Source organism: Butyrivibrio sp. XPD2006 (genome assembly GCF_000420865.1).
Classification (GTDB): Bacteria; Bacillota; Clostridia; order Lachnospirales; family Lachnospiraceae; genus Butyrivibrio.
Genome location: NZ_ATVT01000003.1, coordinates 385,979 through 404,244 on the forward strand (window position 1 = coordinate 385,979; position 18,266 = coordinate 404,244).

Consider the following 18,266-nt stretch of genomic DNA (forward strand, 5'->3'; position numbering starts at 1 on the left):
TTAATTGGAGTGAATTATGCTTCTTGATCAGATAAATCAGACAGGCGATATAAAGGCAATAGCTCGAGAGGATTACCCTGAGCTTGCCGGCGAAATAAGAGAGTTTCTTATCGACAAGATTTCCAAAACAGGCGGACATCTTGCCTCTAATCTTGGTGCCGTTGAACTTACAATGGCTCTTCATATCGCACTGGATCTGCCAAAAGATAAGATTATATGGGATGTAGGACATCAGTCCTATACACACAAGTTGCTCACAGGACGCAAGGAAGGTTTTGATACGCTTCGCCAATTCGGTGGTATGAGCGGCTTCCCAAAGAGATGTGAGTCTGATACCGACTGCTTTGACACCGGACACAGCTCCACATCTATTTCTGCAGGGCTCGGTATGGTCAAGGCCAGAGACCTTAAGGGTGAGGACTACGCAGTTGTTTCTGTTATCGGCGACGGGTCTCTTACCGGAGGACTTGCTTATGAAGCCCTCAACAATGCGTCAAGGCTTGAGACCAATTATATAATCATCTTAAACGACAATGAGATGTCTATCTCAGAGAGCGTCGGAGGAATGGGCAAGTACCTGAACAATGTTCGTACAGCGCAAGGATACCTTAACCTCAAAGAAGATGTGTACGCTCAGCTTCGTACCAGCACCAAGGTTGTCGATTCCATCAGAAGGGCCAAGAACTCTTTTAAACAGCTCTTTGTTCCCGGCATGGTATTCGAAAACCTGGGTATCACATATCTTGGACCTGTAAACGGACATGACACCGCAGGCCTTGTGCGCGCCATCAAAGAGGCCAGAAAGGTCAAGAAGGCTGTTATGATCCACGTTGTGACCAAGAAGGGTAAGGGATATGAGCCTGCCGAGAAGCACCCGGCAAGATTCCATGGAACCGAACCTTTTATCGTGGAGAACGGACTTCCCAGAAATCCCAGAACCACTGCTAATTATCAGGATATCTTTTCAACGGTAATGTGCAAGCTTGGTGCAAGGGATGACAAGGTTGTGGCTATTACGGCAGCCATGGCCGACGGAACGGGACTTAAGAGATTCAGGAACATTTACCCTGACAGATTTGTAGATGCCGGAATTGCAGAAGAGCATGCGGTTACATATGCTGCTGGTCTTGCTATCGGTGGATACAAGCCGGTATTTGCGGTTTATTCATCGTTCCTTCAGAGAGCCTATGACCAGATATTGGAGGATGTATGTCTTCAGAATCTTCCTGTGGTCTTTGCCATAGACAGAGCAGGACTTGTTGGAAGTGACGGCGAGACCCATCAGGGTATATTTGATCTTTCATATATGTCATCAATGCCAAACATGCATGTAATGGCGCCCAAGAATAAGTGGGAACTGTCAGACATGCTTAAGTTTGCGGTAGGTTTAAACGCACCGGTAGCAGTCAGATACCCAAGGGGCAATGCATACGATGGCCTCGAGGACTTCAGGGCACCTATCGAAATGGGCAAGTGTGAGCCTATTTACGAGGAGAAGGACATATGCCTTCTTGCTGTGGGCAGCATGGTCAAGATAGCAGAAGAGGTAAGGCTTATCCTCAAGGACAGAGGATACAAGTGCTCCCTTGTAAATACAAGATTTGTTAAACCTATTGATACGGATTACATTCACAGAGCAGCAGCAACTCACAGGCTCTTTGTCACCATGGAAGAGAATGTGGCATCAGGTGGATTTGGCGAGAAGGTGAGAAGCTATATTGATGAAAAGAGACTTGATGCAAATGTCCTTTCCATCGCTATACCCGATCAGTTTATTACCCACGGCAGCGTAGACAAGCTCCTCAAGGAACTCAGAATGGATGCGCAGTCAGTGGCAGAGAGAATTATTGACGAAGTACAAAGGTAAGAGAATTTATGGCAAAAGATAAAGAGCGTCTTGACGTTCTTCTTGTAAACAGAGGCCTTGCTCCATCGAGAGAAAAGGCAAAAGCCCTCATAATGGCCGGAGATGTATTTGTAAACGGTCAGAGGGAAGATAAACCCGGCACAACCTTCGAGGAAGCCAAGATTACTTCTCTGGAAGTCAAGGGAGATACACTTCCCTACGTCAGCAGAGGCGGACTTAAGCTTGAGAAGGCAGTCAAAAACTTTGGCTTTTCACTTGAAGGCAAGGTGTGCATGGATATTGGGGCTTCCACCGGAGGTTTTACGGACTGTATGCTTCAGAACGGAGCAGCCAAGGTTTATTCCGTTGATGTGGGACACGGACAGCTTGACTGGAAGCTTAGAAGCGATGAAAGAGTGGTCTGCATGGAAAAGACCAACTTCAGATATATGGTCAGGGACGACATAGATGATGACCTTGATTTTGCATCATGTGATGTATCTTTTATCTCGCTGACCAAGATCCTGCTTCCCGCCAGAAGACTTCTTAAGGACGGAGCAGAGATGGTATGTCTGATAAAACCTCAGTTTGAAGCCGGCAAAGAAAAGGTCGGTAAAAAGGGAGTAGTAAGAGATCCTGAAGTTCATTCTGAAGTAGTTCACAGGATATTTGATTTTATGGGGGTTGCAGGTTTTGAAGTTCTTCATCTGGACTTCTCACCTATCAAAGGGCCTGAGGGCAATATTGAATATCTGATCCATATCAGAAAGGATCCTGAGAGAAACGCAGAAGTTGAACAGCTGACAGAAGCAGACGGGGAAAAGAAGCTTTCTGAGATACAGGCTGATAAGAGTGGTATTTCTTTTGAAGCAGAGAATAATAAGCTCATAGAGGATGCGGTCTTAAGGGCAGCGGCAGAGCTTAAATAGGGGGCGCTTATGGAGAAGTTTTGTATTGTTACCAACAAGATCAAGGATAAGGACTTAAAGGTTACCAAACACATTAAGCACTATCTTGAGAAACGTGGCAAGACAGTTACCATTGCTGAAGAGAAAAGAGAGGAAGATGACCCGCTCTTTATCACAAGAAAGCATCTCAGCGTTATTCCTGAGGATACGGATCTTGTTATTGTTCTTGGCGGAGACGGTACAATGCTTCAGGCAGCCAGAAGTATCGCATATCAGGACATTCCCCTTGTGGGAGTAAATCTTGGTACCATGGGATACCTTGCCGAGGTAGAGGAGAGCGGAATAGACGATGCTCTTGAGAGGATCCTCAAAGGCTGGTACGAGATTGAGGACAGGATGATGTTAAGGGGTGCTCTTGAGGGCAAAAAAGACTACTCCTTAAATGATATTATTGTGACCAGATATCAGGGCATTGCTACTATCGGTTACAATATCTATGTAAATGATCAGTTCCTTTGCAGCTATTATGCAGACGGTCTTGTGGTGTCGACACCTACAGGTTCAACCGGATATAACATGTCGGCCGGAGGTCCCATTATTGAGCCGTCAGCCAATATGATCCTGGTCACACCTATTTGTCCGCATACGCTTAATTCCAGGAGCCTTGTCTTTTCACCTAATACCAAGATAGATGTTGAGCTGCTTCCGGGAAGGGACGGAAGCCCCATGACGGCCATCAGCAGTTTTGATGGCAGCGGAACACTCCTGATGAATACAGGAGATAAGATTGAGATTAAGATGTCCAAGAAGACTACCAAGATTCTGCGATTGAATAAGGTAAGCTTCCTCGACGTCATAAGTAAAAAATTTGAGAAATAAGAAAGGAGATTGTCATGAAGAAGAACAGACATGACAAGATTATCGAGCTCATCAACAACCATGAGGTAGAAACTCAGGAGCAGCTTGCATCACTTCTAAAAGAAGCTGGCTATGATGTTACCCAGGCTACGGTTTCAAGGGATATCAGGCAGATGAAGCTGACCAAGCAGGTAACTCCTGACGGAAGACAGAAATATGTTTATACCACTGCAGACCCTGAAGTCATGCATGATAAATACGTAAGCGTAATCAAGGCCGGCTATGTGAGTATGGACGTTGCTGGAAATCTTCTTGTTATCAGGACGGTTTCAGGTATGGCCATGGCGGTTGCTGCAGCAATAGATGCTCTTGATATGCCTGAGATTGTTGGCTGCATTGCAGGTGACGATACAATATTCGTGGCGATCAAGTCCAACGAGGTAGCTTTAGAGCTCATGGATAAGTATAAGAGCGTTTTAAACAGAGGATAAGATGTTATATAGTTTACACGTTAAGAATCTTGCTCTTATCAAGGAGCAGGAGATTGAGTTTTCAAAGGGACTTAACATACTCACCGGTGAGACGGGTGCAGGTAAATCCGTTGTCATCGGGAGTGTGAATCTGGCCCTGGGAGGTAAGGCAGATGCCTCGCTCATTAGAACCGGCGAGGAGTATGCCCTGGTAGAGCTTGTTTTTGGGGTGGAGAATGACCTCCAAAGACAGCTTCTTAAGGAGATGGATATTCCTGTTGAGGAAGACGGAACACTTATTATGCAGCGCAAGATCATGCCCGGAAGAAGTGTTTCGAAGATCGGGGGAGAAAACGTATCAGCAAGACAGCTGAAGGATATCTCAAGTATTCTAATCAATATTCACGGTCAGAACGACCATCAGGAGCTTCTCCACAAGAAAAAGCATATTGAGATTCTTGACAATTACTGCGAGGCTGAACTGGCAGCTCTTTTTGCTGAGCTCACAACCTCGTATTCGCATATGAAAGAGTTGGAAAAAGAGCTTTCGGAGACCGATATTGATGAGAGCGCAAGGCTCAGGGAGCAGGAACTTTTAGAGTATGAACTTGGAGAGATTGAAGATGCAGCCCTGGTACCCGGCGAGGATGAGGAGCTGGAGAGCAGCTATCGCAAGATGGTAAATGCCCAGAAAATATCGGGGGCGGTTTATCAGACAGCTGCCATGGTAAACTCAGGTGAGGGTGAAGATAGCGCATCCGATATGATCGGAAGGGCTGTGAGAGAGCTGTCATCTGTTGTATCCTATGATGAGGAGCTTGATGATCTTTTGTCGCAGCTTTCGGATATTGAGAATCTTCTTACAGATTTCGGACATTCAATTTCCGACTATATAGACGGTCTTGAGTTTGATGATGAGAAGTTCAGGACCACAGAGGACAGACTCAACACTATCAATCATCTGAAGGACAAGTACGGCGGAAGCATAGACGCTGTGCTTAAATACATGGAAGAGAAGCAGAAGAGGCTTGACGCACTTAGTGATCTCGGAGCACACAGAGATGGGCTGCTCAGGGAACTTAGTGAGGAGAAATCAAAAGCTCTTTTGCTCTGCAGGAAGATCTCTGATGTGAGGAAGAAGGGAGCAAAGGGGCTATCCGAGAAACTACGGGCGGCACTTGTTGACCTTAACTTCCTGGATGTAAAATTTGAAATTGATGTTAAGAGTGATGAGGACAAGATAACTTCAAGGGGCTACGATGATGTTGAATTTATGATATCAACCAATCCGGGTGAGGCACTTCGTCCGCTGGATCAGATAGCAAGCGGTGGTGAGCTCTCCCGTATCATGCTGGCGCTTAAGACCGTGGTCGCTGACAAGGACGATATAAGTACGCTCATCTTTGATGAGATTGACGCCGGAATAAGCGGCAAGACTGCATGGAAGGTTTCTCAGAAGCTTGGAGAGCTCTCAAGAGAGCACCAGATAATCTGTATTACACATCTTCCGCAGATAGCAGCCATGGCGGATACTCATTTCATGATTGAGAAGGGACTTGAGGACGGAAGGACTGTTACAAGCATTTACGGCCTTGATGAAGAGGCGAGTGTCAGGGAACTTGCAAGGCTTCTTGGCGGAGATACCATCACTGATGCGGTTATAACCAATGCGCAGGAGATGCGCAAGATGGCTATGGACAGCAAGAACTGAGAATAGATACGAGGCTTACAGATGACAATAGACAATGATGATCTTTTGAACAGCATAATGGCTTCTCTTGGAAGGATCGATACGATCTCACTGGATGAGATACCAAATATTGATCTTTATATGGATCAGCTGACTTCTTTTATGGATGAGAGACTCAAGAAGACAACCCGTCATCCGGGCGAGGACAAGATCCTTACAAAGACCATGATCAATAACTATGCCAAGAATGATCTGCTTCCTCCCCCTATTAAGAAGAAGTATTCCAAGGATCATCTGATCTTGCTTATAGTAATTTACTATCTCAAGAATATTCTGTCGATCAGCGACATACAGACTCTGATAGAACCCCTAAAGCGCAGATATTATGGGGCAGAGGACAAGCTCGATCTTTCAAGGATATACGAGACCTTGTACCAGCTTCAGGAGGAGTCTTTAGATCCCGTCAAAGAGGATATCACCAAGAGATATGAAAGGGCTATGGAGACCTTTGATGATCCGGACATCAATGAAGAAGAGCAAAAGAAAATGCGTCTTTTTTCATTTATAACTCTCCTTAGCTATGACGTTTACGTCAAAAAGCTGCTTATAGAGAAGATTCTGGACAATATGACAGAAAATGATGATAAGCCGGACAATAAAAAAGAAAAGAAAACCAAGGATAAGAAGTAATGGGAATTTACGATACACTCAATTCGCAGCAAAAGAAAGCAGTGCTGCAAACTGACGGACCGGTGCTGATTCTGGCCGGTGCAGGAAGCGGTAAGACCAGGGTACTTACCCACAGGGTGGCTTACCTGATTGATGAATGCGGAGTCAACCCCTGGAATATTATGGCCATCACCTTCACCAACAAGGCAGCAGGTGAGATGAGGGAAAGAGTAGATAAGATTGTAGGCTTCGGAGCGGAGAGCATCTGGGTTTCTACCTTCCACTCGAGCTGTACCAGAATGCTAAGAAGATATGCAGACAAGATAGGTTACAGCAATAATTTCACAATTTACGATACAGATGATTCCAAAGCACTTATGAAGGATGTATGCAAGAGATTTCAGCTGGAGACTCAGCAGCTCAAGCTCAGGAATATCATGGGCATTATATCCAAGTGCAAGGACAATCTTGTAAGTCCTGAAGAGTATGCACTCTCGGCGGGCAATGACTATATCAAGACAAGAGTTTCCAAGGCATATACTGAGTACCAGCTGGCGCTCAAAAAGAACAATGCCTTTGATTTTGATGACCTGATCATGAAGACCGTGGAGCTGTTCAGGAAGAATCCTGACGTCCTGGACTCATACCAGGAGAGATTCAAGTACATCATGGTGGATGAGTATCAGGATACCAATAATGCGCAGTTTGAGCTTATAAGGCTTCTTGCTGACAAGTACAGAAATCTCTGCGTAGTAGGTGATGATGATCAGAGTATCTACAGGTTCAGAGGAGCGAATATCAGGAATATCCTTGACTTTGAGAAGGTATATCCTGATGCTACGGTTATCAAGCTCGAGCAGAACTACAGATCAACCCAGCAGATCCTTGATGCTGCCAATGCGGTTATAAGCAATAACTCCGGGCGTAAGGACAAGGCACTCTGGACTGACATCAAGGATGGAGAGAAGGTTAAGCTCAGGGAGTTTGATACTGCTCAGGAAGAAGCTGAGTTTATTGCCTCTGAGATTGGCAAATTAAAGAGAAATCACAAGCTTTCCTACGATGAGACAGCGGTTCTTTACAGGACCAATGCTCAGTCCAGACTTTTGGAGGAGCGCTTTGTTTACGAGGGTATCCCATACGATATTGTGGGTGGTACCAATTTCTATTCAAGACGTGAGATTAAAGATCTTCTGGCATACCTCAAGACCATTGACAGCGGACTTGATGATATTGCAGTCAAGAGGATCATCAATGTTCCAAAGAGGGGAATCGGTGCTACTACAATAGAGAATGTTCAGGCCTATGCCGATGAGAGACAGATAAGCTTCTTTGAGGCTCTGTGTGAGGCTGACCAGATCATGACAATCTCCCGTGGAAGTGCCAAGCTCACGGACTTTGTGACCATGATCAGGGCTTTCAGGACCAAGAGTAAGAGCTATTCTCTTGAGGAACTTCTTAAGGATGTCATTGATGTTGTCGGATATATGGACTATCTGAAGACTTTGGATGACGATGATGACAGCGGAGACAATGACAGAGCAGCCAACGTGGATGAGCTTATATCCAAGATAGCTGCTTATGAGGAGAACGAGGAAATTGAACAGCCTACTCTTACAGGCTTCCTGGAAGAAGTGGCTCTCGTTGCTGATATAGACAGAATAGGTGAGGACAATGAGAAGGTTCTTCTCATGACACTTCACAGTGCCAAGGGACTTGAGTTTGAGAATGTATACCTTGCAGGAATGGAAGAGAATGTATTCCCGAGTTATATGACACTTCAGTTTGAGGATTCAGACCCGGAGGGCATCGAGGAAGAGAGAAGACTTGCTTACGTTGGAATCACAAGAGCCAAGAAGAACCTAACTCTCACAGCCGCAAGGCGCAGAATGGTAAGGGGAGAAACCCAGTACAACCGTCTTTCGAGGTTTGTTCAGGAAATCCCGAGTGAAATGCTTGATCGCAACAAGCCACTTACCGCAGCTTCATTTTTATATGACGGCGGAGAGTCAATTGATGATGACTTTGAATATACCGGTGATGATGATTTCGCAGGCGGCGGATATTCCGGAATCAAACCGTCATTTGCTAAGGGACTTGCCAAGAGTGCGTCCAAGAGCTCTTTTGACAACGGGAAATCAGAGCTGGCCAATACTTATAAATTAAAGGCCAAGCCCAAGCCTAAGGTGACTAAGCCAAGAGCGGTACCGGATAAGCCATATATCGCCGGCGCCGGAGCGACCCACGCCAAGGGACAGCTGGCAGGTATTTCAAAGGGAATGCCTATGAAGGCTGAGACACCGGACTACGTTGTCGGTGACAGAGTCTCTCATGTCAAGTACGGAGAAGGCACCGTTACAGGATTGGAGCAGGGACCCAGGGACTACAAGGTTACTGTAATGTTCGATGGGCCGGGACAAAAAGTAATGTATGCAGCTTTCGCAAAACTTAAGAAAAATTAAGCTGTATATCATGTTATAATGATTACATCAAACAAATTTTTATGGAGGGGTTACAAATGGAAGTTAAATCTAAAATCGAAGACATAATTGAAATGACACGTATTAACGAGCTCCTGGATAAGAGAGAGGCAGCAAATGCCAAGAAGCCTTCCAACGTGATCCTTTGGATTCTGGCTGTACTTGGAGCAATTTCTGCAGTTGCAGTTATTTCATTCCTTGTATATCGCTATATGACTCCTGCGTTTGAAGATGATTATTACGATGATGACTTCGATGATTTCGAAGATGATTTTGAAGACGAGGACTTCATCAGAGAAGGCTAAAGTTTATTGTGAAGAAAAAAGATATTATTGAGGGAATTGTAAAGAAAGTTGAATTCCCCAACAAAGGAATTGTTGAAACTAATGAAGGGAAGGTCATCGTTAAGGGTGTCCTTCCCGATCAAAAGGTATCTGTCCAGATCACCAAGCTGAGAAAGGACAGGGCTGAGGGAAGAGTAGTGGAGGTCCTTGAGGAATCTCCGGACGCTCATGAGAGTCCCTGCATACATTTCGGAAAGTGCGGTGGATGCAGCTATCTCACCATGCCCTATGTCAAGGAGCTTGGCCTCAAGGAACAGCAGGTCAAGACTCTTTTAAAGCACGCCATGGACAGACAGGAAGGCAAGTTTACCTGGGAAGGCATCAAGACCAGCCCGGTTAAGTTTGCGTACCGTAATAAAATGGAGTTCACCTTTGGTGACGACTCTATAGGAGGCCCCCTTTGTCTTGGTATGCACAAGAGGGGCAGTTTTTATGATATCGTAACGGTCTCGGGATGCAGAATCGTGGACGATGATTACAAGGCCATTCTCTCAGCTACGCTGGACTATTTTGCGCCCATGTATGAGAGAAAGGAAATCTCTTTCTACCACAGAATGAAACAGGTGGGATACCTCAGGCACCTCCTTGTCAGGAAGGCAGTCAAGACAGGAGATATCCTTGTTGATCTTGTTACCACAACCCAGGAGGAGCATGATCTTAAAGGCTTTGCCGATGCGCTTTTGTCCTTGGATCTTACAGGCAGAATTGCAGGCATTCTTCATACCAGGAATGACTCGTTGGCTGATGCCATAATCGATGAGGGCACGGAGATCCTCTATGGACAGGACTTTTTCTATGAGTATCTGCTGGGACTCAAGTTCAGGATCACTCCGTTCTCATTCTTCCAGACTAACAGTTTGAGCGCTGAAGTGCTTTATACTACGGTCAGAGGATACATCAGAAGTCTGTATGATCAGAAGAAGATAAGTCAGGATGAGGTCATCTATGACCTGTACTCAGGAACCGGCACCATTGCCCAGCTCCTGGCTCCTGTCGCCAACAAGATAATCGGTGTTGAGATCGTTGAGGAAGCTGTTGAGGCAGCCAGAGAAAACGCCAAGCTCAACAACCTTGATAACTGCGAGTTCATCTGCGGAGATGTCCTCAAGGTCCTTGATGAGATCGAGGACAAGCCTGATTTCATCATCCTTGATCCGCCTCGTGACGGCATTAATCCCAAGGCTCTTCAGAAGATCATCGGCTACGGAGTTCGTTACATGATCTACGTCTCCTGTAAGCCTACATCCCTCGCCCGCGACCTCGAGATACTTCAGGACGCCGGCTACGAGATGACCAGAGCTGTGGCTGTGGACCAGTTCCCCTGGACAAGCCATGTTGAAACTGTCGTGCTTTTAACAAAGACGACTGATAAGGAAATTTCTTAAGGAATAACAATCTTACAATTTTGTTAGATTATCGATATTTCATTGTTATTTGTTATAAATCATTTTATAATTTCACTATTAAAAAAAAGGAAATGGATGATATAAAATCCATTTTAATGGGGGGAAATAATGAAGACTTATGAAGCACCACAGTTAATGGAACTTGGTATCGAATTTACGGCTGAAGGCACTTTCGGCGGAAGTGGGACTCCTGTTGAGAATCCATCCAACGCATGGGTTAATGACGATAACAACAATGGCGGATCTCATACAGACGTCAGAGTACACTTCCAGAATCCATTAAATGAGGCTTGTGAGAGATACAGTATCTATATTGATTCAACAGTACCAATTAAGAGCTTTGGAAGTTCTGAGTATCCAATAACAAAAGAATCTGATACATCTTATCGTATTGATGTTAATAGACATCTTAATGCTAACGAATGGACAGATTTCATATTCCAAGTTGTTGGTGAAAACGGTGCTATTCGTGAATCAGGTACAAGTGGTACAATGACTGAACTTAAAATAAGAGATGTACAGCCTCTTAACTAATTATTAAAGATTTTTATTGGAGCACCACATATGAACGTGGTGCTTCTTTTTTTGATATGGGGAAGATAAGATATTATTTCAACAAAATTAAAGAAGGAAAGCTAAAAGACAAGCTATTGATATTCAAGTGGATATATGGATATGCAATAAACCATATACCCGCTATTGTAATATACACTTTACTTGGCATGACCGGCATAATACTTGGTCTTTTTACAAGCCTTAATTCACGAGACCTGGTAGATATAATCACAGGACATCGCACAGGGGAACTTTTGCGCACATTTATAATCATGATTGTACTTACAGTAGTGAATACTTGTGTTTCGCAGATATCAAGTTACCTTTCCACCAAAATCAGTCTTAAGGTTAATAATGAGATAAAGGCGCAGATCTTTGAAGGAATATTACGAACGGATTGGCAATCCCTGTCTAAATATCATTCCGGTGACCTTGTTATGAGATGCGGAAGTGACGCTTCCAATATTGCATCAGGAATTTTGACACTTGTACCAAACCTTATAATCTATATTTTCAGATTTGCATCCGCTTTATATATGGTTTGCATATACGATTGGACATTTGCAATTTTTGCGCTTGCCAGCATCCCGATAACACTGATCAGTTCGCGCTATTCTATGAAGATGATGAGAAAGAGCGGAATGGGAACTATGTCAGCATCCGCTAGAATGAACGGTTTTCATCAGGAGACCTTCTCGAATATTCAGACAATAAAAGCTTTTGATATGCTGTCATATCACATAGACAGGCTAAAAGAAATTCAAAAAGGATATTCAGAAGCTACGCTTAAGTACCAGAAGATATCAATGCTCAATACTTTTATACTGACATTTGTATCTATGCTTGTATCCTACTCTGCACAGGCATGGGGCGTATACAAGGTTTGGAGCGGAGCTATCACATACGGAACAATGACCATGTTTATAGGCCTTTCAAGTTCTCTTACAGGCTCAGTTTCTAATCTTATCAGTTTTGTACCAACGTCTCTTAGCTTGTTTAACTCAGCTGACCGAGTTAAAAGCATACTGGACCTTCCAAGAGATGATTATTCCAATGCCGAAGAGGTTGAAAGATTTGGGCAGGAGCATGCAGGTAAGGGAATAGGAGTAGAAGCCAGGAATGTGTCATTTGCTTACGAAGGTGCAGAAAATGTCTTTTCCAAGGCTGAATTTAATGCTAATCCTCATGAGACAGTTGCATTTGTCGGACCTTCAGGCGAAGGAAAGACAACTATGCTAAGACTACTTCTTGCTATAATAAGGCCCGGTGAGGGACAGGTGCGTATAACGACCGGTGATGGGAAACTTGAAGATAGTCTCTATGCAACAGCTGCAACGAGAAGTCTTTTTGCATATGTTCCACAAGGAAATACAATGTTCTCGGGAACTATAGCTCAAAATATGAGAAATGTAAAAAAGGATGCAACGGATGACGAGATCATCAAAGCCCTGAAAATGGCTTGTGCGTGGGACTTTGTCAAGAAACTTCCTGAAGGCATTAACACTGAGATGGGAGAGCACGGCAGTGGCTTTTCAGAGGGACAGGCCCAGAGGTTGTCTATTGCCAGAGCAATCCTTAGACAGTCACCTATACTTCTTTTGGATGAAGCAACCTCTGCTCTTGATGTATGGACAGAAAAAGAGGTCCTTAAGAATATCATGGCAGATGAATATCCTAGGACCACTATTATTACTACACATAGACCTTCAGTATTAAAACAATGCGATAGAGTATATGCTATCAGAAACGGCAACTGTTGTAAGTTATCTGATGAGGAAATCAGCGAGATGGAAAGCATCGCCTGAATACTTAAGCTGTTGTACTATCGATTTGGGACTTTATGAATGCAGCTGCATCATCTGAGGTGTTGCAGCTGTAATTCCATACAGGATAGTCAGCGCTAACTTCCTGCGCGAAGCGAATAACGCTTAAGGACATCTCACTATTCCACATCGGAGAGATGATTCGGTTCCTAATAGCAAGAGCTTTAGCTTCCGGCTGCAAATGACTTACAAAATTCTTGGGATCCTGACGAAGCAGTACTATTCCTTTAAGCTCATAGGCTTTAGCATCATAGATTCCTGAAGATCCACACCATGGCATGCCATACGCATATATTTTGCCATCATCACCTTTTCCCAATAAATTCAAATCGCCGTTGATCTGTCTTACGCCGTACAACCTATTCCAAAGCGCTGCATGTGTACTTTTGCCGATTCCGGATCCGGCAGAAAAGAGAAGAGCCTTGTGATCATACTCTACAGAAACCGAATGTATGGCAAATAAGTTATGGATTCTTGCCATATAAAGGAAAGCGTGACGAATAGCCCAGAATACTTCTTCCTTGGCATTATCAGTATCTTTAACAAAAACAGATACCTTCTGTCCGTCCGGTGATATATGAAGCTCGTCAACATGCTCCCATAACGGGAAAATGAGAATATATTTATCACATGTTTTTATAACGGAGACCTCTTTATCACGAATGATCAGTTCACCGGATTTATGTATTACAGGTGCAATATGATAGACATAAATATTCTGGGTTTTATCAGCTGAGCAAGTGTATTCATCATCAGCAAAAGACATAAAGCTATCATCAAACAGTTCTTCCTTGCCGAACAGATTTACGCAGATACCGGCAATATTCATGCTGACATATTTCTTGAGTTTAAGCTTTTTATAAAAATCAGTATCTATAACCATTCCTGAATAACAAAGGGAATCCATAAAGCTTTGAATGGAACGCTTTGCGTCAGGACGATCTGCCTCGTCTATCTCAAAGTGTTCATAGCAACTATCAAAGACTTCTTCAATTGTCAGATCTTTGGAGAGTAAATTCCAGATAAAAACACCGGTATCATTTAGAAATAAGCTTTTCTTCCTATCTGCTGCGCTTTGACCATGCGTTAGCAGACAAGGAGTGTCGCCGATATATTCAAGAGTAAAATCGTTATTTCTGATCATAGGTTCCCCACTCTTAAGAAAATAAGGTTAATACGAATAATACCAGCATATTATAGCATATTTTAAAATGTTTTAATTGTTTAAATTATATATAAAAAACAGTATAATTATCATGCAAGTTACCGTTATTCCGTTAGCTGCTGATAAAGGAGTCAAAAAATGTCTGACCAAAACGTTTTTCATTATGATGCGTTTATAAGCTATAGACACAACGAGTTTGACAGCTTTGTGGCTGAGAATCTTCACAAGAAGCTTGAGAATTTCAAGCTTCCTAAGTCTGTGCTTTCAAAGGTAAAGAGTGGAAAGACAAAGATTGAGAGAGTATTCCGCGATGTGGATGAGCTTCCTCTTACGGATAATCTTTCGGATCCTATCAGCAAGGCATTATTAAATTCCGATTTCCTGATAACCATCTGCACGCCCAGATATCTTGAGTCCAGATGGTGCATGAAGGAAATAGAGGTCTTTCTTCAGACTCATCCCAGGGATCACATCCTCGTGGTACTTGCTGAGGATGAGCCGGCAAACTCTTTTCCCGAAATACTGCTTTACGACGAGGTGAAAACCACCAACGAGAATGGCGAGACTGTCATTACAAGGCGTGAGATGGAGCCTCTGGCTGCCGATACCAGGGGAGAGAATAAGAAAGAAGTTTTAAAGGCCATGGATATTGCTGTTATCAAACTCTGTGCTGCAATATTCGGGCTTAACTATGATGACCTTAGGCAGCGCCACAGGGAGCAGAGGATACGAAGACTTGCTATGATTTTTGGAAGTATTGGTGCTGCTGTTCTGGCCTTTGCCATCTTTGCTACAATAATGCTTATCAAGATCAGTAGCCAGAATCGCCAGCTTCAATATGATCTGGCAACAACAATGGCTAATGCATCAGATAATCTGATTGCTGATGGAAGGATAAAAGATGCAGTATATGCTGTAAGGGGAGTACTTCCCGGTGATGACCGGAAAGCCTATAATGAGAATGCGCTTAAGGCTCTTTATTCAGACATGGACATATACAAGGTTTCAAATGCATATTCACCTGTAAACACTTATGATGCAGAAAGCTGGGTCATGAAATTTGATGTTTCGGGTGGCGACAGATATGTCCTTTTAAATCAGGGCAATGCAGCATATGTATATGATACTGAAAACGCAGAAGTGCTTTATCACATTCCTGCTGACTATACAGACGGCATGGAAGCGGAGTTGTGCAGCGAAGGAGTTTCGTGGAGTACACATCTGGGCAGTCATTTCTATTCCTTTAAGACCGGTGAGAATACTTCCGCAGAGTTTACTGATTCCGCAGAAATCTTTTCTAATGATGACGGATCCTTGGTGATCATGAATGATGAAGGCATGTTACAGGGGATGGACGGCTCAGGTAACATTCTGTTCATGACTGACCTTGGCCCGATCTTTCACGACGCTGCATCTTATCTGACAGGCGCCGGCTTCTATGAAAAGGAAATCCAATGCTATTTCAGCACTGATGACGGTTGGTATTGCCTTTTGATCGATCCGGATAACGGACAGATACTGAGCTCATTTGATGGAATAATTGAGTCAAATTACTATCCGAAATTTGGATATGATAATGGCAGGCTCTATACTGCCGTGACGACAGATAATGACATAGGATTAACTACTGAAATTATTGCAACCGACACGGCCTCCAAAGATGAAATCTGGAAGCTTTCTTTGGAAGATTTCGAGGCTCAAAACGGTATGATCCGGATTTCTGATGAATATCTTTTCCTATGCGGGGATAATGAAGTTGCTGTTATCGAGCCGGCGACGGGAAAGCTTACAGCCCGGTATACATACAATGAATATGTGATTGAAGCCTGGCTGGATGAAGGAAACCTTCGCTTCATATCAAGTGAAGGCAGGGTATATGAGTGCAGCGCTCTTTACGGGCAGCAGGAAATAACAGGATCATTCTTTAAAACAGCACCGGATCAGAACGTGACTGATGCTGAATTTGTTGACGGAAGTCTGTACTGTCATTTCAAAAACGCCGGCTATGTAACACGATATTCGAATGATGTAAGCAGGCTTGCAGAGAACGAAGATGGCGAATTTGAGCGCACCACAGTTGAAATGTACTGGCCTGATCAGGTCTTTGGAGACGAGGACCTGTATGACTTCAATACGGATTTTGTCGATAATATTGCCTTTTACTCCGATGATGGAAAATACTCTTTTGGCTTGTTCACAGATCATACAGCCAAGATTTTTGATGCAAAGACAGGCAAATTGGTTATTTCTTTTGAAACCGCAGATGAACACTTTGACGATTTCAGATATAGCGCACTTACCGGAAGCTATATCTTATCCGGCGAGAAATCAATCATCTTCGACAAAGAAATGAGAATAATCTGCGAGAGTGACAGGATAATCTGTGAAGACGGCAACGACTTTATAATGGAGAATCCTGAGTCTGGTTATTACCGAGTACCTTACGTTGACTATAGCACGCTCTGTCAGATGGCAGACGAATACCTTGGTGATTACACACCGTCTGCAAATGTAAAGCAGAAATACGGACTATACTGAAGGGAAATAATGGTGCGATGGGGACACTGATCATACTAAAAATACTTAGAGAAATCTTATGGATATATATTTGGGTGACAGTAATAAATATAATTTTATACGGACTTCCGATCCCCAAAATAATCCGAAAATGTAAACACAAGGAATACATGATAGATGCTGATAACAGATTTGAATATCAGCAGGGGAGCGAGTGCAGCGGTTATTCCACAGCTTTTGTTTTAAGACACCTTGGAATAGATATAGACGGGCTTTCAGCGTACAGGCAGATTCCTGTTAAGCTTTGGAGAGGCAGTGTGCCTGGTATAGGAATAATTTATCTGTGCCTGAAATATAAAGTAAAAGTTCTGCTTCGGATTGGAAACATCGAGGCGCTGAAAGATTCAGTATCCAAAGGTGTACCGGTAGTTGTTTTCACCAGAACCGTTGTGGGTTCGAGATGGCTTCACTATATCACTGTGGTCGGATTTGATGAGGAATACATTTATACTGCGGATTCATTGAAAGAGCAGAAAAACAGTGAAGACAAATTGTATAACCGAAGAATCCCCATATCCGATTTTAAGAAAATATGGCAAACAAGTAAGATATATCAACCGCTTATGTTCAATCTTTTTTTTGAAATGAAAAAGTAATTAAAGGAGATGAACTACCATGGAATTGAAGAGGCTATCACAACACATATGGTATATGCCCTTTGAAGAGGAAAGAGATCGCCCCAACCTTGGTTATGTCAAAGGCGATAATTACAGCATTGCAATCGATGCAGGCCATTCAGCTGCACATACAAGGCAGTTTTATGATCTTTTGGAAAAAGAAAACCTCCCACTTCCGAGTATAACAGTAATAACCCACTGGCACTGGGATCATACATTTGGAATGCATGCAGTAAACGGGCTATGTCTTGCTAACGAAAAGACAAATCAGTATCTTGCTACATGGAAAGAAAAGATAGAGACAAACGGTCCCGGTGAATTTCTGTCTATGAATGAAAGCATCAGAAAAGAGTATGAAGGGAATAAGGAAGTAATAGTAGTTAAGGCTGATATGACGTTTTCCGGTGAAATCACGTTTGACCTTGGAGGCTGTACTGTCAAAGTTATGCAGACGGAAGCTCCGCACACGGATGATTCAACAGTAGTATACGTATGTGAGGATAAAGCTCTTTTCCTTGGGGATGCTACATGCCCACAGTTCCCAAACGGTGCAAAGGATCCGGTTCTCAGCAGAAAGCTTGCTGATACCATTAAAGAGATTGATCCTGATATATGCGTAGAGGGTCATTGGGTGCCGGTAGAAACCGATGATACACTGGCAGATTTATTAATGAATTGACAACCCCGTGTGCCTGCGATATCATAACAAACAATAAACCGATAAGGAGCACTTATGAATCAGCGATATATGTATAACTACATGGAGATTATGTACAGACGTATTCGCTTATAGCTGGATTTATCCACACAGCTGTGAGCCGATAGGTCTTATCTGTCTGTGTGGTTTTTCGTATATGA

At 43.4% G+C, this 18,266-nt stretch carries 15 protein-coding genes; 14 read left to right on the forward strand and 1 reads right to left on the reverse strand.

The genetic code is table 11. The features are described from left to right. The first annotated feature begins 16 nt into the window (after positions 1 to 16). The 11 genes from dxs to G590_RS0105575 all read left to right on the forward strand — a co-directional run bounded on the left by dxs (position 17) and on the right by G590_RS0105575 (position 13,031). The gene (gene dxs / locus G590_RS0105525; protein ID WP_022764679.1) at positions 17 to 1,867 is read left to right on the forward strand and encodes a 1-deoxy-D-xylulose-5-phosphate synthase; all 1,851 of its coding nucleotides are present in this window, start codon (positions 17 to 19) and stop codon (positions 1,865 to 1,867) included. Positions 1,868 to 1,875: 8 nt separating this feature from the next. Continuing rightward, complete coding sequence (locus tag G590_RS0105530) at positions 1,876 to 2,775, forward strand: TlyA family RNA methyltransferase (protein WP_022764680.1); 900 nt, start codon at positions 1,876 to 1,878, stop codon at positions 2,773 to 2,775. A 9-nt stretch (positions 2,776 to 2,784) separates the two neighbouring features. After that, a complete protein-coding gene (locus G590_RS0105535; protein WP_022764681.1) occupies positions 2,785 to 3,633 on the forward strand; it encodes an NAD(+)/NADH kinase in 849 nt (282 codons plus the stop codon). Between the two features lie 14 nt (positions 3,634 to 3,647). Next, positions 3,648 to 4,103 (forward strand): arginine repressor, encoded by a 456-nt coding sequence (gene argR, locus G590_RS0105540; protein WP_022764682.1) that lies wholly within the window; start codon positions 3,648 to 3,650, stop codon positions 4,101 to 4,103. A gap of 1 nt (position 4,104) precedes the next feature. Continuing rightward, complete coding sequence (gene recN, locus G590_RS0105545) at positions 4,105 to 5,793, forward strand: DNA repair protein RecN (protein ID WP_022764683.1); 1,689 nt, start codon at positions 4,105 to 4,107, stop codon at positions 5,791 to 5,793. 21 nt (positions 5,794 to 5,814) lie between these two features. After that, entirely contained in the window at positions 5,815 to 6,462 is a 648-nt protein-coding gene (locus G590_RS0105550; RefSeq protein ID WP_022764684.1) for a DUF1836 domain-containing protein, read from the forward strand. Further along, positions 6,462 to 8,903 carry an ATP-dependent helicase gene (locus G590_RS0105555; RefSeq protein WP_022764685.1) on the forward strand — a complete coding sequence of 814 codons (2,442 nt, stop codon included), beginning with the start codon at positions 6,462 to 6,464 and terminating at the stop codon, positions 8,901 to 8,903. The genes G590_RS0105550 and G590_RS0105555 overlap by 1 nt, the downstream gene beginning before the upstream one ends. Before the next feature lie 56 nt (positions 8,904 to 8,959). Continuing rightward, positions 8,960 to 9,226 carry a hypothetical protein gene (locus G590_RS0105560; RefSeq protein ID WP_022764686.1) on the forward strand — a complete coding sequence of 89 codons (267 nt, stop codon included), beginning with the start codon at positions 8,960 to 8,962 and terminating at the stop codon, positions 9,224 to 9,226. An 8-nt stretch (positions 9,227 to 9,234) separates the two neighbouring features. Then, the gene (rlmD, locus tag G590_RS0105565) at positions 9,235 to 10,650 is read left to right on the forward strand and encodes a 23S rRNA (uracil(1939)-C(5))-methyltransferase RlmD (RefSeq protein ID WP_022764687.1); all 1,416 of its coding nucleotides are present in this window, start codon (positions 9,235 to 9,237) and stop codon (positions 10,648 to 10,650) included. A 156-nt stretch (positions 10,651 to 10,806) separates the two neighbouring features. After that, positions 10,807 to 11,205: a hypothetical protein gene (locus G590_RS0105570; RefSeq protein ID WP_155828727.1), complete on the forward strand. Its 399-nt coding sequence runs from the start codon at positions 10,807 to 10,809 to the stop codon at positions 11,203 to 11,205. A 56-nt stretch (positions 11,206 to 11,261) separates the two neighbouring features. Further along, positions 11,262 to 13,031: an ABC transporter ATP-binding protein gene (locus G590_RS0105575; RefSeq protein ID WP_022764689.1), complete on the forward strand. Its 1,770-nt coding sequence runs from the start codon at positions 11,262 to 11,264 to the stop codon at positions 13,029 to 13,031. Between the two features lie 4 nt (positions 13,032 to 13,035). On the opposite strand, the gene G590_RS20465 is transcribed toward G590_RS0105575, so the two are convergent. Then, positions 13,036 to 14,193, reverse strand: coding sequence for a PqqD family protein (locus G590_RS20465; RefSeq protein WP_022764690.1), 1,158 nt, complete (start codon positions 14,191 to 14,193; stop codon positions 13,036 to 13,038). 159 nt (positions 14,194 to 14,352) lie between these two features. Between G590_RS20465 and G590_RS0105585 the strand changes: the two genes are divergently transcribed. The 3 genes from G590_RS0105585 to G590_RS0105595 all read left to right on the forward strand — a co-directional run bounded on the left by G590_RS0105585 (position 14,353) and on the right by G590_RS0105595 (position 18,087). Beyond that, positions 14,353 to 16,752 carry a toll/interleukin-1 receptor domain-containing protein gene (locus tag G590_RS0105585; RefSeq protein WP_022764691.1) on the forward strand — a complete coding sequence of 800 codons (2,400 nt, stop codon included), beginning with the start codon at positions 14,353 to 14,355 and terminating at the stop codon, positions 16,750 to 16,752. 149 nt (positions 16,753 to 16,901) lie between these two features. Beyond that, positions 16,902 to 17,387, forward strand: a complete 486-nt coding sequence (locus tag G590_RS18545) for a C39 family peptidase (RefSeq protein WP_022764692.1) — start codon at positions 16,902 to 16,904, stop codon at positions 17,385 to 17,387. Positions 17,388 to 17,406: 19 nt separating this feature from the next. Next, entirely contained in the window at positions 17,407 to 18,087 is a 681-nt protein-coding gene (locus G590_RS0105595) for an MBL fold metallo-hydrolase (protein WP_022764693.1), read from the forward strand. Positions 18,088 to 18,266: the final 179 nt, after the last annotated feature.

Excerpts from the sequence above, each read along its gene's own strand:
- dxs (WP_022764679.1), top strand. The coding sequence starts at position 17 with ATGCTTCTTGATCAGATAAATCAGACAGGCGATATAAAGGCAATAGCT.
- G590_RS0105530 (WP_022764680.1), top strand. The coding sequence starts at position 1,876 with ATGGCAAAAGATAAAGAGCGTCTTGACGTTCTTCTTGTAAACAGAGGC.
- G590_RS0105535 (WP_022764681.1), top strand. The coding sequence starts at position 2,785 with ATGGAGAAGTTTTGTATTGTTACCAACAAGATCAAGGATAAGGACTTA.
- argR (WP_022764682.1), top strand. The coding sequence starts at position 3,648 with ATGAAGAAGAACAGACATGACAAGATTATCGAGCTCATCAACAACCAT.
- recN (WP_022764683.1), top strand. The coding sequence starts at position 4,105 with ATGTTATATAGTTTACACGTTAAGAATCTTGCTCTTATCAAGGAGCAG.
- G590_RS0105550 (WP_022764684.1), top strand. The coding sequence starts at position 5,815 with ATGACAATAGACAATGATGATCTTTTGAACAGCATAATGGCTTCTCTT.
- G590_RS0105555 (WP_022764685.1), top strand. The coding sequence starts at position 6,462 with ATGGGAATTTACGATACACTCAATTCGCAGCAAAAGAAAGCAGTGCTG.
- G590_RS0105560 (WP_022764686.1), top strand. The coding sequence starts at position 8,960 with ATGGAAGTTAAATCTAAAATCGAAGACATAATTGAAATGACACGTATT.
- G590_RS0105570 (WP_155828727.1), top strand. The coding sequence starts at position 10,807 with ATGGAACTTGGTATCGAATTTACGGCTGAAGGCACTTTCGGCGGAAGT.
- G590_RS0105575 (WP_022764689.1), top strand. The coding sequence starts at position 11,262 with ATGGGGAAGATAAGATATTATTTCAACAAAATTAAAGAAGGAAAGCTA.
- G590_RS20465 (WP_022764690.1), bottom strand. The coding sequence starts at position 14,193 with ATGATCAGAAATAACGATTTTACTCTTGAATATATCGGCGACACTCCT.
- G590_RS0105585 (WP_022764691.1), top strand. The coding sequence starts at position 14,353 with ATGTCTGACCAAAACGTTTTTCATTATGATGCGTTTATAAGCTATAGA.
- G590_RS18545 (WP_022764692.1), top strand. The coding sequence starts at position 16,902 with ATGATAGATGCTGATAACAGATTTGAATATCAGCAGGGGAGCGAGTGC.
- G590_RS0105595 (WP_022764693.1), top strand. The coding sequence starts at position 17,407 with ATGGAATTGAAGAGGCTATCACAACACATATGGTATATGCCCTTTGAA.